The following is an 18,147-nucleotide window of genomic DNA, read 5'->3' as shown; positions in this document are numbered from 1 at the left end:
TTTAATTTGTGAGGCGCACGTCCGTGCGTCTGTACGGAAATATATTTTATAAAAAAATCCCCGTGCAGGCAGGGATTTTTATATAAATATTCAGGTTATTCCTTTTTTTCCGTATCGGTAGTTGTGGCGGGAAATGCAAACATTGCGGCGTCAATTTCAGGATTTAGAACGATTTCCTTTAATTGGATTCCCTGCCCGGCCATTGAAAGCGAAAAAGGAAAATACAGACCGTCCACTTCCTGATAATCGCTCATGGTGGTAACGTTCATCTGGCCTTTATTGTTGCCTTGCTTTATTTCACTTTCAACAACAATGGGCGCATAGTTTTCAGTGTCAAAATAATAATAGGAAACGTTTGGTTCTTCAACCCCGCCAACCATCATAGGCTCTTGGGTCAATTTTATTTTATAGGTTTCAGTTCCTTCCTTGGTTTCTTTTCCCATCAATTCCACGGTAAAACCTTTGTCTTTATAATTCAAGAATGGGGAAGGAAAATCCTTGGTTTTCTTCTTCATATTCGCAGTAGCCTCGGCATCGCTCTTTTCGGGCGCCAAGGTCATAAAATTGGTGGTCCACATGGTATTTCCGTCAAAGGCAAGTTGGGTTATATCCTGCCCTTGGATATTTATTTTTATCAACTGTTTGCCATCTTTTGTTTGGTATATTTCCACGGGAATCTCCATTCCCTGAGCCTGTGCGGTCGCTGACATTTTTACGCCTTCCAGCTTTTCCCAAGCGGCTTTTCCGCCCGTGTTCTCAAAATAATTATTGATTATTTCATCGGCCGTCTGCGCTGTAACGGGAGCAATAACGGTTAATAATAGGGCGATGGTAAGTGTTTTAATGATTTTCATAAAAGATTTTTTAAGTTTCAGTAAATATAAGACTAACAGCTTTACAAAAAGTTACAGGCTAATATTTTTTTGAAATTTGATTTATAAAGTATCTTTACTGAAAACGGAAAATATGAAATTCGGAAAAGTTGACAATCCCGAAAACATAGACTTTACGTTGCCGAAAGACCATCCGGGGACGAAGGAAATCCTTTCGAAACAGAAGAAAGTTAAAAAGCCCAATCTTTACGTAGGCTGTGCAAAATGGAACAAGACAGATTTAAAGGGATTTTATCCACGGGGCACAAAGGACGAACTTGCCTATTATTCCACCCAATTTAACAGTATTGAACTGAACGCTACCTTTTACAGAATTTTTCCGGCCGATACTTTTGCGGGTTGGTATGAGAAAACCCCGCCGGATTTCAGGTTTTTTCCAAAATTTTTTCAAGGGATCTCCCATTGGAAAAGGCTTCAGGATTGTGAAGATACGGTGAAGGAATACGTTTTGAACGCTTCAAATTTGAAGGAAAAACTGGAAATGCCTTTTGTACAATTGCCCGATAACTTTGGCCCAAAAAATATGGACAGACTGGAGCCATTCTTTAAAATGCTCCCGAAAGACATAAAACCAGCGATAGAGTTTCGACATACCGATTGGTTCAATAACGAAGAAGTGGCAGAAGCACTTTATGAAATTCTTGAAAGATACAATATAACCAACGCCATTGTAGATGCTGCGGGAAGGCGCGATCTGCTGCACATGCGGCTTACCACGCCCACGGCATTTATTCGATATAACGGAGCAAACCACCAAAGCGACTACACGCGACTTGATGATTGGATAGACCGCTTGGAAACTTGGATTGACCAAGGCTTGCGGGACATCTACTTTTTCGTCCATCAAAACATTGAAAAAGCATCCCCTTTGCTGTCGGCCCATTTTATAAAAAAAGCGAATGAACGGTTTGGAACAGACCTTCACATACCACAAATGGACGACCCAAAAACCAAATTTTAATTATGAACTTTCACACGCGCAAATGGATAAAACCTGAAGACCTAAACCCGAACGGAACACTGTTTGGAGGAAGACTATTGGAATGGATTGACGAGGAAGCAGCGCTTTACGCCATCATCCAGCTTGAGAACCCGCGGACGGTTACCAAGTTTATGAGTGAAATAAATTTTAGGAGCTCCGCAAAAAAGGGCGATATTATTGAAATTGGGCTCGAAGTTACCCACTTTGGAAGAACGTCACTCACCCTTGCCTGCGAAGTGCGGAACAAAATGACACGGGAAGTAATCATCAGCATAGACAAGATTATAATGGTCAGTCTGGACGAGGCCGGGAATCCTTCGCCGCACGGAAAAACAGAAACGGAATACGTAAAGGACCGTTTGGCTAAATAAAATTAGTTAACGGCATGAAAATCTTTGCCCGTGGGCAGTTCAAACACTTCCAGATCGAAATAGGGGATGGCCGCCAAAAGATGGTCAAAAATATCGGCCTGGATGTGTTCATAATTTACCCAGCGCTTGTCTTTGCTAAAGCAGAATATTTCAATAGGAATTCCTTTATCTGTAGGAGCCAGATGGCGCACCATTAAGAACAAATCCTTATTGATGGCTGAGTTTTCATTTAAAAACGCATCGGCATAATAGCGGAAAACGCCGAGGTTTGTTTGGTTTCTGCCGTTTATGAGCAATTCTTTGTCAATTTCGTTTTTCTCGTTGAATTTGTCAACATCTCTTTGTCGATGCTCCAAATAAGGCTTAATCAACTGAATTTTTTTCAATCGCTCCACATCTTCCCCCGAAAGAAATTTGATGGAAGACTGTTTTATAAAAATGGACCGTTTTATTCTTCTGCCGTCGCTTTCCTGCATTCCACGCCAGTTTTGGAATGAATCCGCAATCAGGCTGTAGGTGGGGATGGTGGTGTAGGTATTGTCCCAGTTTTGAACCCGAACGGTTGCAAGGTTTATCTCCGTTACAAGGCCATCGGCGCCGAATTTGCTGAAGGTGATCCAATCGCCAATACGAACAATATCGTTCACGGAAACCTGGATGCTCGCCACAAAACCAAGGATCGTGTCCTTAAAAATCAAAAGTATTACCGCTGAAGCGGCTCCAAGGGTAGTTAGGCTAACGACCGAAAAACCCGTAAGAAGCTGAACGGCCCAAAAAATACCAATTCCCCAAGCAAAGATCATCATTACTTGCACGTAGCTTTCCATCGGCTTGTCTTTGTAGCGCTCGTTTTCCTCAAGAAAATTACGCGTACTTCGCAAAATGCTTCTGAAAATATAGATGCAAAGGACTATCAAATAAATCTGCGCGGCAATCTGTAAAAGATTTGTGACAAACGGAGATTCCACAAAAATTATGGGAAGCAAATACCAAATAATCCAGAGCGGCAATAGATGTGCAACAAACTTTGGGAAATTGCTCTTTACAAGATAATCGTCAAAGGTGGTCTTGGTCTTGTTGCTGAACGCTTTAAAGGATTCAATAATGATTTTTCTAAAAACAATATCTATAATAAAAACCGCAACCAAGACGATAATGCAGTTTAAAACAACATTTAGGAATATAGCCCATTGTGCGGCCATTCCCTCGTTAACAAGGTAATCCTGCAACAAGCAACTGTAATGTTGGATTGTTTCGCTATCCATTATAAATACTTACGTTCAACATAAAATGGCCCGAAAGGCAATACCGAGCACATTACAACAATAAACAAATCCTTGATGGACCACTTTAGTTTTTTGTACATATAAAGCGCGCCGCCCACGTAGAGCACAAATAGCACACCGTGTGCCATGCCCACAATTTGGACCATTTGTGGCAGGTGCCAGATATATTTTAAGGGCATTGCAATTCCTAAAAGTACAAGAAAGGATATAGCCTCCAGGGTGCTGATCAATCGAAATGATTTTATTGAAATTTCCAAAATAGTATTTTTTTGCAAAGATACATGTTGCTGCTTGCCCCACGAGACTTTAAGATTATTTTATGGGAAGAATTATTCTGTGAAGAATTGTTATCTTTAAAAGAAAAATAGATGCCCATACTCATACAGTCTCCTACAGAAACAATCCAAAATTCCTTGGAAACCTATTACGAAGAATTCCTGAAAGTGCTCCCTCGGATTGCTTTGGCCATTTTGGTTATAATATTGGGCATTTTGCTGGCGCAGTTGCTGACCAACTTCTACAAGCGTCAATTTCAAAAAAAGTCTGAAGACCCCTTAATGTCAAGGTTTTTGGCCCAGGCGGTGAAAATCGTCTTGGTCATAATAACCATAATGATCGCCCTGCGCGTGGCAGGTCTGGACGGCATTGCAGCTGGGCTGCTAACGGCCGTTGGCGGCGGGGCCATTATTTTGGGGTTCGCCTTTCAGGATATTGGGAAGAACTTTTTGGCAGGAGTTATCCTCGCCTTCAACAGACCTTTTAATATTGACGATACCATTAAAATAGACAATATTTTTGGAAAGGTAAAGGCACTCAGCTTTCGGTACTCCCACATAAAAACTTTTGATGGCCGCGATATTTATATTCCGAATAGCGATGTGCTCACAAAACCCGTTGAGAACTATACCGCGGACGGTTTTTTCAGAGTGGATTTCACGGTGGGGATTGGCTACGAAGATGATATTGAAGCGGCAAAAAAGGTAATCCAAGACATTTTGAATAAACACGAGGAAATAGTCAGGGATGCAGACCACGAAAATTTTGTAATTGAGGACGAGCTGGCTGCGAGCACCGTAAATTTAAAAGTTTTCTTTTGGGTAGATACCGTTGATTACAGAAGAGCTTCCAGAGTTTTGCGCGGGCTGATAATTAAAGATGTAAAAGAAGCTTTGGCCGCCCATGATTTCAATCTGCCATCAGATGTTGTTGAGCTGAAACTTTATAAGAATACACCTGAAATTCCATTTAAGATAAGTGGAAATCCCGAGAAAGAACTTCCAAACGACTAAAAGTTATTTAATCACAAGGCAGGGGAACATTCAAGGTTTTATAGCTCCAATTTTTTCGGAAGCTGAAATGCCACCATTCGGTACGGATGGTGTGGAAACCGAATTTTCGCATGCCTTCAAAGAGCAACTTTCGGTTGGCGAGTATTTCTTTTGAAAAATTGTAGTTGTCAATATGCGCTTCCCTTCCGAAGTAATCATAATCGCTGCCCATTTCTACATAGCAACCCTCCAAGGTTTCCAAAGTAATATCCACCGCTGCGCCCTTATTGTGAACTGATCCATTGCCATAGGGGTTGCCCACATAAGTGGGGCGCGGCACTTTTGCCCACATCTTTTTCTGAACGTCCAACGGGCGATAGCAGTCATAAATTTTTATGCGGTAGCCTTTTTCACAAAAGTATTGGTTGGCCTGCAAAAGAGCTTCGGCTACTTCGGGACGGAGTAGGCATTCGGCGCAGTCGTACAGGGTTTCTCCTATAAAATTGTTGGGAGTGGCGTAGCGTATTTCATAAACAAATTCCGTAGAAAGGTCCTTCAGGTTTACTAAGGGTTCCTGAAACTTTTCTTCTGAAGAAAAACTGAAGAATAGAAAGGTGAAAAATATAAATAAGATGAATTTCATATTTCATTTTTTGAACCATTTCAGTTTTTATAGTGGTTCTTATGTTCTTCCTCAAGTTCCAAAAGCAATTGCTGTGGGGTTTGATAAACCAACTTTTCAGACGTCAGTTGCGATTTTTTATTTTCAATCCGTTCTTTCATTTCCAGATTACCTATACTGTCCGTTAAAGGAATATTTGACAATAACGCTTCATAAACCGCATTCCTGTTTTTTTCTTTGCCTCCAACGTGATAGAAATGTTCTTTAGTGGCAATATAACAATCATTCCAAACTGAGAAAATATAATCGTTTGTGCGGTGCCTATTGCTAAGCCACGTAGATAGAATGAAATTACAGCCGGATTTCGATAACCCTTGTTTTAAAATAATTTCTTCCTCTTCAGACCACGAATCGAAATAATCCACGTGCCTGCCAATATATGGAGGATCTGAATAGACTAAATCTCCTCTCTTTAACTCAGAAAGCGTTTTTTTAAAATCTTGGTGTTTGAACTCATAATCCCCCTGTTCAATAATCTGTGAAATATATTCTACTTGGTTTGTGATTTTTGTAACCAAAGCTGGCGCAAATCGATTGGGTTTTTTACAGAACGGTACGTTGAACCCTCCTTTTTGGTTGAAACGCATCATGCCATTGAAACAGGAACGGCTCAAAAATAAAAAATCGAGTGGATTGCCTTCCTGGTTGAATCGTTCCCGTACGGTATAGTAATAGGCTCCTTCGGTTTTGAGCAACATTTCGCCTTCTTTTGTGAGAAATGATTTTACCAGACCACCGCTTATTTCCTTTTTCTGCAATGCTTTGTAGAACCTTATTAAATGTGGGTTGCTATCACAGAGCAATGCCTTGGGTGGCCGTACGTTAAAAGCCACCACGCCAGTTCCCATAAACGGTTCAACCCATCTCTCGTAATCAATATCCTTTACATTTGAAGAAATCCAATGTACAAGTTTGGTTTTTATTCCCTGCGATTTAATAGGCGGTACAAATGTTTTCATTTCTTTCTTTTTTTGGCTCCGTTGCCCACTTTATCAAATAGATCCGTTCTTCCTTTAAATTCCAAAAAATCCCAAATATTTGTGATTGGCACTGTTTTGCCATCAACTACTTTTGAAACTTTTCCATAGTTGATCCAATATTCGTCAAACCAATCTTCACCGAGGGTGCTAAACACACCTCGACCGTTTTTTAAGTCGTTTATATTTTTAATTGATCCTATATTTGCGGTATTTCCGGAGCCGCGGGCATCACTTGCAATTTTCCATTTCGGTGCGGCAAAAAACTCAAAATCTTTGATGACCGAAGGAATGGATTTAAGATTTTCTACCGTAGTGATCTCTCGCTCTCCAATTGGGTCAGGCTCGTCATCATACTTTTCTTTCAGTTCATTTACCTGGTAAATGTGGGTGTCTGAAAGATCATCTTTAAAATCTATTCTCGTGTAAATAACACCCAGACAGTAATGGCCAGTATATTCATTATAAGAAAACTGAATATTTTTGTCCTTGTCCCTTTCTTTAAAATATGCTCCATGACTGCCTAAAGTGAAACCTGCTGAATTTTTATTTCTTCTGAAGGTAGTTTTAAGATCCAATGCAAACTTTATACTATCGTTTTTTTTATGGATGAAGGTTAAATCCGGATACCAATTTTGATGTTCAGCAAGAATTATTTTATAACCGGCCTTATCGGCAAACTTCAAAATAGCAGGGAAAAGGTGTATTTCCAAAATTTTTGATACAATTTTGGTATCCGAAGATATGGTATAGATATTCTTATAGACATCTATAAATCCCTTCACCGTCCATTCACCGGTTTCAGTGGAGACGTATTTCTTTAACTCCTCAACGAATTTGTTCAATTTTTCCTCAAATTCCTTGGAATGCTTTTCTTTATCAGTCATTGAATTGTTATAAAATGTAAAGGTAGTTATATTTTGTCAGGATATATTCCGAAGAAGAAATCCTACAGAATTTAAGCAGAATTTAATAACATTCCCTTCCGCAATTGGTAACTTTGGGAAAAACGAAAAACTATGAACGATTTAGGAAACAAATCCGCACTCATTACAGGCGGTACAAAAGGAATAGGCTACGGAATAGCCGAAGCACTGCTCAAGGAGGGCATAAACGTGGCCATAACCGGAAGGACAAAAGCAACGGCTGAGGAAGCGGCCAAAAAATTGAATTCCCACGGAAACGATAGGGCGCAGGCAATTGGTTTGGAGGCAGACGTCCGCAGTTATGAAAGTCAGCAGCATGCCGTAAAAATTGCAATTGATAAATTCGGAAGGGTTGATATAGTAATTGCAAATGCCGGTTTGGGGCATTTTGGTTCGGTGGAAGATATCAGTATTGAGGAATGGCAGGAAACTATTGACACGAACCTCACAGGGCCCTTTTATTCTTTGAAGGCGAGCGTGGACCAATTAAAGAAAAATAAGGGGTATTTTATAAGCATATCCAGTTTGGCAGGCACCAACTTTTTTAAAGGGGGAAGTGCCTACAACGCAAGTAAATTCGGTCTAACGGGTTTCACACAAGCAGCAATGCTCGATCTGCGTGATCACGGCGTGAAAGTTTCTACCATTATGCCTGGCTCGGTTTCTACTAATTTTAACGGAAATAAGCCCGATGCCAAGGATGCTTGGAAAATACAAAAGGAAGATATTGGGAAATTGGTTGTGGATCTATTGAAAATGAATCCGCGCACTTTGCCAAGCAAGATTGAAGTTCGGCCCACAATGCCACCTTCAAAATAGGCTATTTGAAAGAAAATGATTCGGCCCAGGCACGCGCATTTTCCAAAGTGTCAAAAAAAGCAAAACTATGGGGGAAAAGTTTTTGTTCCACAAGAGCTCTTTCCCTTTCCGCTTCCAAAGTAGAAACAATCGCCATTCCTTTCTTGTTCTTCATTTTTCCATTTTTATAAATGTTTAGATCGATGGTATGCTGGTACCTTCTATCGGCAATTACGACGAATGGTCTGTTGCCAAAATGTTCTCTATAGTTCGACCTGATCCAATCATTTTTCTCTAAATCGATATGCTGGTTCTCAAAAACACGCAGCAGGGAATAGGTGTCATACAGATAAAGTTCGCAAAACTCGGAAAGAAGTTTTTTTTCCATCTCTTTTCAATAGGTTGGTTTGACTAAAGATAAACTTTTTTTTGATTGCTTAAACAAGCAGTTCTGTTTTCAAAACCTTTATTATGGGAGGGATAACGTAAAATGATTATATAAGGAAATAAAAAAAGAGCGACCTGTTTATCCAACAGGTCGCTCTTACCATAGTTGTTTACTCTCATTTTTTAGTTGGCAGAAAGCAAGGCCAAAAATTTGTCAAGGTTGGGCAGGATTACAATGCGCGTTCTTCTATTGGTAGCGCGGCCTTCCTTGGTGTCGTTTTCTGTGAGTGGGTGATAGCTGCTACGTCCCGCGGCAATCAATTTTTCAGGCGCTACGCCGTAATCATTCTGTAATTTACGGATAACGGCTGTGGAACGGTCCACGCTCAGCTCCCAGTTGTCTTTAATGTAGGCACCTGGCTTCACGGTCTGGCTGTCGGTGTGGCCTTCAACCATTACTTCCAAGGCTGGTTCGCTGTTGATTACATTGGCAAGACGCTCTAAAAGTGGATTTGCCTTTGGATTAACACGAGCACTTCCCGAACTGAACAATAATTTATCGGAAATAGTAATCATCACCACGGTTTCATCAATATCAATATCGATGTCATCTTCTTCACCTTCGCCAACCAAACTGCTGTCCAGGTTCTTTTTAAGATTGTGGGAAACGATAAGATTCATTGAATCTTTAAGGGTCTTTGCCTGTGCCAATTCTTGGGGATCTACATTGGCGAGGGCTTTCCTCATCTTCTCTTTGTCATTTTCTGAAACCACAACGCCTTCAATTTCCTGAAGACGACTGTTGTTGCTATCAGTCAACGATTGGATTTTTGAATTGTAGCTGGCAACGCGCTCTTCAATCTTGGCGTATTTGGCCTCGATTTCTTCTTTTTCAAGCTGGGTTTTAGATAGGGTAGAGCGGGTATCATTGTATTGATTCTCCAGTGCTACATACTTCTTTTTTGAAACGCAGGAGCCCATAAGAAATAGGCCCGCAAGCGCGGTTAGTGCAATAACTTTTTTCATAATACTAAGTTTTAAAGGTTTGTAGTGCAAATATAACCGCACAACTCACCAAAAAATTAGTTAATGGATGCTATTGTTTTGTTAAAAGAAGATTTTTTAGAACACCTTAAATACGTAGCCCAACAACCAATAAAGAATAATAAAGACAACGATGGTACCGATGCACCCACATTTTCCGCCGCCAATTTTTTTGGCGCCCCAGCCGGCTAGCAAAATCCTGAGCAGTTTTTTCATCTGTGATTAATTAACGTTTATACTGTGTTTATTCGTCTTTGTTCGGCGCCATCCGCAACTTGTTTTTTCCGAAATCCAACGTGCGGATAGGGAAAGGAATGTTGATGCCAGCTTCATCGAAATTCTTTTTGATAAGCTTAATGGATTTATGCCGCGCTTCCATTTTTGGCTTAGGCTTTGTGCTCTCGATCCAGAAACGGGTCACAAAATTTATGGAGCTATCTCCAAATTCAGTAAAAAAGAATTCCACGCCTTCGTTTTCCTGTTGTTCAAAATTTTCAGAAATAATTTTCCTTACCAAATCTTCTACTTTTTGAAGATCGCTTTCGTAGCCCACACCACAGCTAACTTCCACTCTTGAACGAGTGGACCACGAGTAGTTGGTAAATGGGTTTTCTATAAAAATTGAATTGGGGATTACTACATATTCATTATCCGTTTGGCGAATGGTAACGTTCCTAAGGTTAATTTCATCTACGTAACCGCTTTTTCCTTGCGCGTCAATAAAGTCGCCAATGCGCACTTTTGGCAAAAAGGAAAGCATTAGGCCAGAGAAGGTATTGCTAAGTGTTCCCTGCAATGCCAAACCGATTGCCAAACCAACCACACCCGCACCGGCAAGTACAGAGGTTAGCACCTTGTCCAGTTGCATAACGCCCAGGGCAACAAAGAAGCCAATAAGAATCACGACGGCCTTCACTATTTTTGCCATCATTTGTTTTACAGACTCATCTGCAATCTTTCTAAAAAGGACTTTATATGAAAACCTTTTTAACCCTTTGGCAACGAAATAGAAAATTACCATTACAATGATGGCGACGGCGAAGTTGGGAAGTTTCAGGATAATAGCATCAAGCCAGCTGTCTAATTTGTCCCACAAATTTGAAATAGAATCGTTTACTGAAAATTTTTCTGACATAATATTTTAAGTTTAAAAAAGTGTGGAAAGCATAAAAGTACCCAAAACCCAAAGAATAATGGATAATATGCCTCCAATTATAAAAAAATGTTTGAATTTATATATTCCCATTCCATAGATCAACGTATTGGTCTGATAGCCCATAGGCGTGAAAAAACTAAAATTGGCGCCAAACAAAACCGAGAGTATGAAGGGTTTCATGGAAAGGTCAAGACCTACCGCTACCGCTATAGCAATGGGCGTCATTATAATTGCCGTTGCATTGTTGCTCACCACGCTGCTCATCAGCATGGTTATTAAGAAGATGAGCCCAATAACGATTAGGTTTGACTGCCCGCTCAGAACGTTTAATAATTGGTCTGAAATCCATGTATCTGCACCCGTATTGTTCATAGCGATGCCAAGCGGTATCATTCCCGCAAGTAGAAAAATTACTTGCCAGTTAATGCGGTGATACACATCGTTCAAATCTAAACATCTGGTCAGCAACAATAGGCACACCCCGGTAATGGCACTTACTAAAATGGAGAGGATTCCACTGGCCGCTAAACCCACAACGAGAAGCAATATTGCGAACGATAGCGACTTCTTCCTTATATTTACTGCGGGCTTGGTTTTATGTTCCCGTAGAACTGCCACGTTCTCCATTTCGTAAAGTTGGCTTATTTGGTTTCTCGGAATTTCAACCAACAATCTATCTCCCGGTTTTATGGTGATCTGCTCAATATTCTTTCGGACCAAGCGCTCTTTGGTGTTGCGGATGTTTCTTCGTTTTTTAATAGCAATGGGCAACGCACTTTGGAAGGTTTGCTTTCTGAGCTGTTTTAATGTTTTCCCGATTAAAATGGAACCGGGCAAAATCAGCAATTCCACAAATCCCAGATCGTCCTGCTTTTTTTTGGTCTCGCTTTCCTCTTCATTTTCATCCGCCATCTTTTTTTTGTGGTTTTCCTGTGTTTTATGAACGCTCACGCCTTCGGCCTCGTTTAGTTGGGCCAGGGTTTCCAAGTCGCACATGAGCAGCAATTTATCATTTGCTTTTAACGTGATGTACCGCCCGGGAGCATTGGTTATTTGTTTCCTGCGGGTAAGCTTTAAAATGGATATTTCGGGATTTTTATAAAGAAAAGTATCTTCAATGTTCTTATCGATCAAATTGGAATCCTTGTTGATTACCACCGTGGTCACATAGTTTTCCAGATCATAGGCATCTTGTAAATTTTCTTTGGAGTCATTGGGCAGCCATCTTGAGGTAATGGTTACAATAATAATTCCAACGATCAAAAAAATCAATCCAAAGAAGGAGAACTCAAAAAAACTGAATCTTTCGGCACCAAGGTCACGCGCAACAGAATTTACAATCAGGTTGGTTGATGTTCCCATCAGTGTGCAGCTTCCGCCCAAAATACCAGCAAAAGAAATGGGCAGCAGTAGTTTTGATTGCGACACGTTAAAACGTTTGGCCAATTCTGAAATGATTTTTATGAAAACAATTACAACCGCCGTGGTATTTATAAATGCTGAAATACCGCCTGTTATGAACATAAAAATAGGCAACAACAGAAAGAGTGGAAGTATGTGAAGGTTTTTCAGAAAACGCGCCAACGAGGCAATCACGCCATTGTCCTCAAGGGCCAGCGCGATAATCATTAAAGAAAGCACCGTAATTGTTGCGGTATTGGAAAAGCCCGAGATAGCTTCTTCTGGTTTTACCAAACCTGTCAGCGCCAGCGAGGCAATAACAAGCATCGCTATTTTGTCCACTGAAAAGACTTCAAAGGCAAAAAGGATGATGGTAATGAGCAGAATAGAAAAAACGAGTATTATTTCTGGGGTCATTGTTTAGATGGTTGGTCTTATAAAGATAACCGCAGAAATAAAACTCGTTCCTAAGAATTTCATAAAATATTGGGAAAACCAATATTTTTAACGTTTTTTTTTAGCCCAAATACTTCTTCAAAATATGGCTTTTGGAGGTTTGGCGCAATCTTCTGATTGCCTTCTCGCGAATTTGGCGAACACGCTCGCGGCTCAAATCAAAAGTATCCCCAATTTCCTGAAGCGTCATCGGGGGCTGGCCACAAAGCCCAAAATTCAATTTTACCACATCGGCTTCCCGGGGGGCCAAGGTGTCCAAAGCACGGTTGATTTCAATTCTAAGGGATTCGTGCATCAAATTTTTGTCTGGGTTGGGGCTTTCGCCCGAACTGAGAACATCGTAAAGATTGTTGTCGTTTTCACCCTCTTGGAATGGAGCATCCATAGAAAGGCTCCGCGTTGAATTTTTAAGCGAGCTTTTAACCTTGGCCTCGCTAAAATCCAGCTCTTGGGCTATTTCGGAAGCCGTGGGAATACGCTGAAACTTTTGTTCAAGATGTATGGACGCTTTCTTGATTTTGTTTATATCGCCAATTTTGTTCAATGGCAAACGTACCACACGTGATTGTTCTGCGATGGCTTGCAGGATGGCTTGACGAATCCACCAAACCGCATACGAAATAAATTTGAAACCCCGGGTTTCATCAAACCTTTTGGCGGCTTTTACCAAACCTACGTTTCCCTCATTGATAAGGTCGGGAAGACTAAGACCTTGATTTTGGTATTGTTTTGCCACCGAAATCACAAATCGTAAATTGGCCCTGCTCAGTTTGTTCAGTGCAGCTTGGTCTCCTTCACGAATGCGCTGTGCCAACTCTACTTCTTCCTCAGCCGTTATCAAATCTATCTTGCTAACATCCTGTAAATAACTGTTTAAAGATTTGGTTTCCCGGTTGGTTACCTGCTTCGTGATTTTAAGTTGTCTCATATATTCTCTGTGTTTTTTATAATAACACGGCATAGTAAGACATTTTGGGCTAATTTCCAAAAAGTTAACAGAAGTTGTTAAAATTTTACTTGTCATTTTTTTTTCTTAATTTGAAAAAAAAATGAAGATGAAGAATTTAAAAAATATACTTTTTTCCCTGATCTTGTTTACAATGACCACAGGATTTGCGCAAAAACCAACGGAAGTCCCGAAACCTAGTGAAAAACCAATAGATCTTACCAATCCTGCGGATATAATAATTTATATCGTGCTGCCACTATGCGCCGTATTGCTGTTCTTTATCTGGAGAGGAAAACGAAAAAGAAAAAATCAATAGCTCATTTTAAGATTAAACCGCAATTTGTAATACTTTGCACACTATTTTTGGTGTAATTGTTGTTATGGACTTTTGAAAATTTTATAGTTATGTTGAAGAGATTCCTTTTAGTTGGTTTTATCGTAATTACCGGAACTGTAGTTGCACAAATAGATTTGCCCAATAATTCCGTACAGTTTGATTCTTCCCAATCCAATATGGACAGTCCTACCGGATTCGAGATTCCGGCAATTAAGGCACCAACCCTTTCAAACACAAAGAATCCCAATACTCCCAACAATTCTGATTTGGGCGTTGAAAAAGAAAAGCAAATTGATATGCAAAATGGAGACGGGTTGCTTGAATATACAGGCACAAACAAAGCTCCAAAATACTTTACAAAAGACAAAGAGGAAAAACCCGAATACGGAAAAGACCAATATCTCGGCGATTTTAAAACAACCGCTAAAACGGCCACATTTATGTACCGCGACCACGAGTTTGTGGATGGCGATATGATACGCGTATATGTGAACGGCGATATTGTGATCCCCCAGGCCAGACTGGAAGGCAGCTTTAGAGGATTTGACCTTCCATTGCAATCGGGCTTCAACAAAATAGATTTTGAAGCCCTCAATCAAGGTTCTTCCGGGCCAAATACGGCACAGCTCAATATTTACGATGAAATTGGTAACCTGCTCGCTTCCTATGAATGGAACCTGCTCACGGGCAACAAGGCTACCGCCATTTTGGTAAAGCAATAATTTATATTTGATTCTTTAATTTTTCTTCTCCGTTAAATTTCCCTTAATAAAGCCGAAATAATACTTCATATTCTTCAAATTTCTATTGAAGGTCTGTAATTTTATGAAAAATTGCAGTCCAATGAATGTTTCCGAACAAATTATCCAAATCCTAAAAAGCGTCGGGGTAACCCAAATATGGGGTGTGACCGGCGATGCCCTCAACACTTTTACCGATGCCCTTCGCGATGATGAAGACATAAAATGGATTGCCGTGCGCCATGAGGAAAACGGTGCCTTTGCAGCAGGTGCCGAAGCACAAATGACCGACAATCTCGCGGTTTGCGCCGGTACCGTTGGGCCCGGAACACTTCACTTAATAAATGGTCTATACAATGCAAAAAAAGAGCGCGTTCCAGTGCTTGCCATTAGCGGGCAAGTGGCACGTGTAAATATGGGAACCAACTATTTTCAGGAAGTGGGGCTCACCAAAATCTTTGACGATGTGTGTGCCTACCAAGCTGTAATCCGTTCTGCGGAAGAAGCGCCTCGCGTTGTACTTCGCGCAATTCAAATTGCTTTGGAACAACGGGCGGTAGTTCGCGTTGAAGTTCCGGTTGATATTGCCGTTGAAGAAGCCGAAGGCACTCATTATGCGCATCCGGTATTTCGGGGCAACGCTGTTTTGGTTCCTTCTGATGAAGACATCAACAAAATTGCAAATGCCATAAACGAAGCCAAAAAGATTACCATTTTAGCTGGTGCCGGTTGCAGAAATAGCAGGGAAAAAGTTTTGGCCCTTTCAGAAAAAATAAAAGCGCCGATCGCACATACCTTTCGCTCTTCAGACATAATCCACAATGACGATAAAAACGTGGTCGGCCTCACGGGGCTTATCGGAAATCCTTCAGCCTATCACGCTGTGATGAAGCCAGATTTACTGCTCATGTTGGGAACTGATTTTCCATATAGCAATTTCCTGCCAGACGACGTAAAAATCATTCAAGTGGACACACGAGCTGAAAACATCGGCAATCGCGTGAAAGTTGATATTGGTGTTCAGGGCGATATTTTAGCAACCCTTCAAAAAATGGATGCCAAAATCCTTCCAAAAAATGACACTGAATTTTTGGATACCTTGGTTGAAAACTTTAAAAAGTGGAAAAAGCACAAAGAGGAAGCCAGCAGTTTAAAAAATGACGAAGAACCTTTGCACCCCCAACTTTTTATGAATGTTTTGAACAAAAAAGCTTCGGACGATGCCTGTTTTACCGTTGATGTTGGCGAAAGCGCCATTTGGGTAGCCCACCATTTAACGCTCCACGGAGAGAGAAGATTGTTGGGCTCTTTCAATCACGGTTCCATGGCTGTTGGTTTCCCCGCCGCAATGGGTATTCAATCCGTAAATCCCGGCAGGCAGGTTTGGGCAATCGTCGGCGATGGGGCTTTCGGAATGTGTATGAATGATTTTATTACCGCCGTCCGTTACAATTGGCCCGCAAAAATTTTGGTTTATAACAACAGCCAGCTCGGCTTTGTGAAAATTGAAATGGAAGAAGCTGGCTACGCAATGGCAGATGAGGCCCTCGGACTCCAAAATCCAAACTTTGCCGAATACGCCAAACTTTGTGGTGGCGACGGGGTGCGAGTTGAACATGCCGCAGATATTGAAAAGGCTATAGAAATGGCAATCGCTTCGCCCAAACCTTTTATAATTGATGCCATCACCAATCCGGGAGAACTTTCGTTGCCGCCAAATATTACGCTGGAAGAGGCTTGGGGTTTCGGAAAATCGAAAGTGAAGGAAATCCTGCTTTCTGTGGAAGGCGATAAAAATCAAAAAAACAATTTGATGGACGAGATAAAGGCGTTCTTTCACAATTCAAAATAATTCAAATATGACGTAGGATGGTAAGACATAGGGGGGTCTTAATTTGTACTGTACTAAGTCAATTTTCTAAATTGATAAGCATTATAATTCAAATAAATTTTTCAAAATGAGAGAAGCAATACAGTTTACGTTTATAGCCCTGGGAATCGTTGCAATTATTACCTGCACCGCAATATGGCCGGCCTATGGGTTTTCAATTTTGGGCGTTTTGATTTTCGGAATTGGCATTTATGATTTGTTTCAGAAAAAACATACCATCCTCAGAAACTTTCCGGTTTTGGGACATATGCGGTACCTGTTGGAAATGATCGGGCCCGAACTTCACCAGTATTTTGTTGAAAATGATACCGATGGAAAACCGATAGACCGGAACCACAGAACCTATATTTATGAACGCGCCAAACTTCAAAAGGAAACCCATCCCTTTGGAACAGAATTAAATGTAGAGGCCGAAAACGCCAAATGGATGAAACACAGTATTTATCCAACACCGTTATTAACAGAGGCACCGCGAGTACTCATTGGTGGACCGGATTGCAAACAACCCTATAGTGCCAGTATTTTTAATATTTCTGCAATGAGTTTTGGCGCATTGAGCAAGAATGCGGTTATGGCGCTAAATCTTGGCGCAAAGGCAGGAAACTTTTTTCACGACACGGGTGAAGGTGGAATTTCGGAATACCACTTAAAAGGAGGCGATTTGGTTTATGAAGTAGGTACGGGTTATTTTGGATGCCGAACCGAAGATGGTAACTTTTCGCCAGAGATATTTAAAGAAAAAGCGGCGTATCCCACGGTAAAAATGATAGAGATTAAAATATCGCAAGGGGCAAAACCCGGTCATGGAGGCGTTTTGCCGGCGGTAAAGAACAATGAGGAAATCGCGAAAATTAGAGGAATAAAACCACATATTGACGTTATTTCCCCACCGGGCCATACTGCCTTCCACGATGCCGAAGGTCTGCTCCGTTTTGTGAAACAAATGCGCGACCTGAGCGATGGAAAACCTATTGGATTTAAACTCTGTATTGGAAGCAAGCAAGAGTTCATTGACATCTGCGAAAAAATGGTGGAAACTGGAATAAAACCAGATTTTATAACCGTTGATGGTTCCGAAGGTGGCACGGGAGCGGCACCCATAGATTTTTCAAACTACGTGGGAATGCCGTGGGAAAAAGCGCTGGTTTTTGTAGTGGACACCTTAAATGGATATGGGCTCAAAAAGGACATAAAAGTTATAACAGCAACCAAAATATTCACGGCGTTTGATATTTTTAAGGCTTTGTGCATTGGGGCCGATGTATGCAATTCAGCCAGAGGAATGATGGTTGCCTTGGGGTGTATTCAAGCGTTGAAATGCGATACCAACAAGTGCCCAACAGGCGTTACCACTAATAATCCTGCACTAATGCGCGGGCTGGTTGTTGAAGACAAATGGAAGCGCGTCCGCAATTACCACGGAAGAACTGTGAATGAGTTTTTAGAACTTTTTGCGGCAGCGGGCTGCAATACCCTTTCAGATTTGAATAGAAGTTATATCTTTAAGCAAATAGAAACAGATATTAAGTGCTATGAAGAGATTTACCCTCCGGTTTCTGCAGGACAATTTCTTCAAAAGACAAGTTTGTGAAGCTAACCATAA

At 41.0% G+C, this 18,147-nt stretch carries 20 protein-coding genes; 8 read left to right on the top strand and 12 right to left on the bottom strand.

All coding sequences use genetic code 11. From position 1 onward, the window contains the following. Positions 1-95 precede the first annotated feature (95 nt). Positions 96-854, bottom strand: coding sequence for a LolA-like protein (locus tag POV26_RS02960; protein WP_272855002.1), 759 nt, complete (start codon positions 852-854; stop codon positions 96-98). Positions 855-966: 112 nt separating this feature from the next. Here POV26_RS02960 and POV26_RS02955 point away from each other — a divergent pair, with 112 nt between their 5' ends. Together POV26_RS02955 and POV26_RS02950 are read left to right on the top strand one after the other, a co-directional pair. Next, positions 967-1,854: a DUF72 domain-containing protein gene (locus POV26_RS02955; protein WP_272855001.1), complete on the top strand. Its 888-nt coding sequence runs from the start codon at positions 967-969 to the stop codon at positions 1,852-1,854. A 2-nt stretch (positions 1,855-1,856) separates the two neighbouring features. After that, positions 1,857-2,246 carry an acyl-CoA thioesterase gene (locus POV26_RS02950; RefSeq protein ID WP_272855000.1) on the top strand — a complete coding sequence of 130 codons (390 nt, stop codon included), beginning with the start codon at positions 1,857-1,859 and terminating at the stop codon, positions 2,244-2,246. A gap of 2 nt (positions 2,247-2,248) precedes the next feature. On the opposite strand, the gene POV26_RS02945 is transcribed toward POV26_RS02950, so the two are convergent. Both POV26_RS02945 and POV26_RS02940 read right to left on the bottom strand, forming a co-directional pair. After that, positions 2,249-3,511 carry a mechanosensitive ion channel family protein gene (locus POV26_RS02945; RefSeq protein WP_272854999.1) on the bottom strand — a complete coding sequence of 421 codons (1,263 nt, stop codon included), beginning with the start codon at positions 3,509-3,511 and terminating at the stop codon, positions 2,249-2,251. Next, complete coding sequence (locus POV26_RS02940; RefSeq protein ID WP_272854998.1) at positions 3,511-3,789, bottom strand: DUF3817 domain-containing protein; 279 nt, start codon at positions 3,787-3,789, stop codon at positions 3,511-3,513. Before POV26_RS02940 ends, POV26_RS02945 begins: the two co-directional genes overlap by 1 nt. A gap of 111 nt (positions 3,790-3,900) precedes the next feature. On the opposite strand from POV26_RS02940, the gene POV26_RS02935 reads away from it, so the two are divergent. Continuing rightward, entirely contained in the window at positions 3,901-4,821 is a 921-nt protein-coding gene (locus POV26_RS02935; RefSeq protein WP_272854997.1) for a mechanosensitive ion channel family protein, read from the top strand. Positions 4,822-4,828: 7 nt separating this feature from the next. Here the strand turns inward: POV26_RS02935 and POV26_RS02930 are convergent, their stop codons facing one another. The 3 genes from POV26_RS02930 to POV26_RS02920 are packed head-to-tail and all read right to left on the bottom strand — an operon-like array spanning position 4,829 to position 7,346. Next, positions 4,829-5,443, bottom strand: coding sequence for a M15 family metallopeptidase (locus POV26_RS02930; protein WP_272854996.1), 615 nt, complete (start codon positions 5,441-5,443; stop codon positions 4,829-4,831). A 20-nt stretch (positions 5,444-5,463) separates the two neighbouring features. Beyond that, complete coding sequence (locus tag POV26_RS02925) at positions 5,464-6,441, bottom strand: DNA adenine methylase (RefSeq protein ID WP_272854995.1); 978 nt, start codon at positions 6,439-6,441, stop codon at positions 5,464-5,466. Beyond that, the gene (locus POV26_RS02920) at positions 6,438-7,346 is read right to left on the bottom strand and encodes a type II restriction endonuclease (RefSeq protein WP_272854994.1); all 909 of its coding nucleotides are present in this window, start codon (positions 7,344-7,346) and stop codon (positions 6,438-6,440) included. Before POV26_RS02920 ends, POV26_RS02925 begins: the two co-directional genes overlap by 4 nt. Before the next feature lie 132 nt (positions 7,347-7,478). Here POV26_RS02920 and POV26_RS02915 point away from each other — a divergent pair, with 132 nt between their 5' ends. After that, a complete protein-coding gene (locus POV26_RS02915; protein ID WP_272854993.1) occupies positions 7,479-8,204 on the top strand; it encodes an SDR family oxidoreductase in 726 nt (241 codons plus the stop codon). A gap of 1 nt (position 8,205) precedes the next feature. Here POV26_RS02915 and POV26_RS02910 read toward each other — a convergent pair whose 3' ends face one another. The 6 genes from POV26_RS02910 to POV26_RS02885 form a co-directional block, all read right to left on the bottom strand. Beyond that, on the bottom strand, positions 8,206-8,571 hold the full coding sequence (locus POV26_RS02910) for a hypothetical protein (protein WP_272854992.1): 366 nt from the start codon (positions 8,569-8,571) through the stop codon (positions 8,206-8,208). A 182-nt stretch (positions 8,572-8,753) separates the two neighbouring features. After that, positions 8,754-9,596: an OmpA/MotB family protein gene (locus tag POV26_RS02905; protein WP_272854991.1), complete on the bottom strand. Its 843-nt coding sequence runs from the start codon at positions 9,594-9,596 to the stop codon at positions 8,754-8,756. A gap of 96 nt (positions 9,597-9,692) precedes the next feature. After that, positions 9,693-9,830: a hypothetical protein gene (locus POV26_RS02900; RefSeq protein WP_166517849.1), complete on the bottom strand. Its 138-nt coding sequence runs from the start codon at positions 9,828-9,830 to the stop codon at positions 9,693-9,695. Positions 9,831-9,858: 28 nt separating this feature from the next. After that, positions 9,859-10,749, bottom strand: coding sequence for a mechanosensitive ion channel family protein (locus POV26_RS02895; protein WP_272854990.1), 891 nt, complete (start codon positions 10,747-10,749; stop codon positions 9,859-9,861). 12 nt (positions 10,750-10,761) lie between these two features. Beyond that, positions 10,762-12,588, bottom strand: a complete 1,827-nt coding sequence (locus POV26_RS02890; RefSeq protein ID WP_272854989.1) for an SLC13 family permease — start codon at positions 12,586-12,588, stop codon at positions 10,762-10,764. Between the two features lie 100 nt (positions 12,589-12,688). Continuing rightward, complete coding sequence (locus tag POV26_RS02885) at positions 12,689-13,555, bottom strand: sigma-70 family RNA polymerase sigma factor (RefSeq protein ID WP_272854988.1); 867 nt, start codon at positions 13,553-13,555, stop codon at positions 12,689-12,691. Positions 13,556-13,682: 127 nt separating this feature from the next. Between POV26_RS02885 and POV26_RS02880 the strand changes: the two genes are divergently transcribed. From POV26_RS02880 to POV26_RS02865, 4 genes are all read left to right on the top strand, one after another. After that, on the top strand, positions 13,683-13,892 hold the full coding sequence (locus POV26_RS02880) for an adenylosuccinate synthetase (protein WP_272854987.1): 210 nt from the start codon (positions 13,683-13,685) through the stop codon (positions 13,890-13,892). An 89-nt stretch (positions 13,893-13,981) separates the two neighbouring features. After that, a complete protein-coding gene (locus POV26_RS02875) occupies positions 13,982-14,635 on the top strand; it encodes a hypothetical protein (protein ID WP_272854986.1) in 654 nt (217 codons plus the stop codon). Between the two features lie 121 nt (positions 14,636-14,756). Continuing rightward, complete coding sequence (locus POV26_RS02870) at positions 14,757-16,505, top strand: thiamine pyrophosphate-dependent enzyme (RefSeq protein ID WP_272854985.1); 1,749 nt, start codon at positions 14,757-14,759, stop codon at positions 16,503-16,505. Between the two features lie 106 nt (positions 16,506-16,611). Further along, positions 16,612-18,135, top strand: coding sequence for an FMN-binding glutamate synthase family protein (locus POV26_RS02865; RefSeq protein WP_272854984.1), 1,524 nt, complete (start codon positions 16,612-16,614; stop codon positions 18,133-18,135). Positions 18,136-18,147 lie beyond the last annotated feature (12 nt).

Origin of the sequence: Aequorivita todarodis (genome assembly GCF_028561335.1) — a bacterium.
Classification (GTDB): Bacteria; Bacteroidota; Bacteroidia; order Flavobacteriales; family Flavobacteriaceae; genus Aequorivita; species Aequorivita todarodis.
This window is presented reverse-complemented; position numbering and strand designations above follow the sequence as displayed.